The organism is Vibrio sp. 1557 (assembly GCF_033340175.1).
In the GTDB taxonomy this organism is placed as follows: Bacteria; Pseudomonadota; Gammaproteobacteria; order Enterobacterales; family Vibrionaceae; genus Vibrio; species Vibrio alginolyticus.
Genome location: NZ_JAWOVZ010000196.1, coordinates 1 through 1,199 on the forward strand (window position 1 = coordinate 1; position 1,199 = coordinate 1,199).

Consider the following 1,199-nt stretch of genomic DNA (forward strand, 5'->3'; position numbering starts at 1 on the left):
CTTGATAGTCATCATCATGCTCATACGCATCCCCAGATTCTTCCTATTGTTCAGAAACTCGCGAAAGAGCACCGCGTGCCACTTCGCGGGAGTGGTATCTGTCACCAACCAATGACGACAAGCTATTTCTTTACCGATGAGTTTTACGATCAAAAGGTAAGTTTGGACGGATTAATGCAACACCTTCTGAGCTTAAAAGAGAATTACGATGTGGTAGAGGTGATGTGTCATCCTGCTTATGCCGACCAGCCCCTTATTATGAAAAGTGGCTATGCTCTGCAAAGAGAGTTAGAGCTACAAGTGCTCACATCTCCCATTCTAAAAGAGCAATTGGCGCAGCATGGTATAGCCGTCACGGATTACTCCGCACTCGTTTCTACCAGCCAAGTTGTAGGTGTATGATTAAGGCTGCCAGATTCGACCCCTATAGTCACCTTACGAATTGCTGGCAGCCATTTTTCGAATAAAAACATTCATTATTTATTAGCAGTTGGATTCATTAGCATTATGGCAAGGATTAAAGATGTAGCCGAACTCGCCGGTGTAAATCGTTCTACCGTTTCTCGCATCATTAATGGGGAAGGAAAGTTTCGTGAAGAAACTAGAAAAAAAGTAGAACAAGCCATGGCGCAATTGAATTACCGTCCAAGTGCGATCGCCCGTTCTCTTGCAACATCGTCAAGTAATATGGTCGGTTTGTTGGTGACTTATTACACCGGTGGATTTTTCGGTGAAATGATGGAGCAAGTGCAAACGGAATTAGACATTCATAAGAAGTTTCTCATCACTGCGCAAGGCCATCATTCTGCTGAAGGAGAGAAAGAAGCGATTCAGCGTTTCAACGATCTTCGTTGCGATGGCTATGTTCTGCATAGTCGCTATTTATCCGATGATGATCTACGTGAGTTAGCAAAACTTCCTACGCCTTTTGTGCTTCTCGATCGTTATGTTGAAGGGATTGAAGAGCGCTGCATTACGTTTAATCACCACCATGCAAGTCGTATCGCTGTTGAGCACTTAATCGCTGGTGGTCATAAAAACATTGCCTGTATTACCGGACCATCCCTACGTCACAATAGTTTGCTCAGAAAGCTTGGCTATGTTGATGCAATGAAAACAGCTGGCATCGACATTGATGAAAGTTGGTGTGAAGAAGGGAATTACGGCAGACAAAGTGGTTATGATGCGATGGCTTCCAT

2 protein-coding genes are annotated in these 1,199 nt (G+C 44.0%); both read left to right on the forward strand.

Annotated elements, in window-relative coordinates:
- The coding region (locus tag R7070_RS25810) for a ChbG/HpnK family deacetylase (protein WP_318141464.1) at positions 1-402 on the forward strand (402 nt) is incomplete at its 5' end.
- Between the two features lie 105 nt (positions 403-507).
- Positions 508-1,199, forward strand: a 692-nt coding sequence (locus tag R7070_RS25815; RefSeq protein ID WP_318141465.1) for a LacI family DNA-binding transcriptional regulator, incomplete at its 3' end; no start/stop codon positions are given.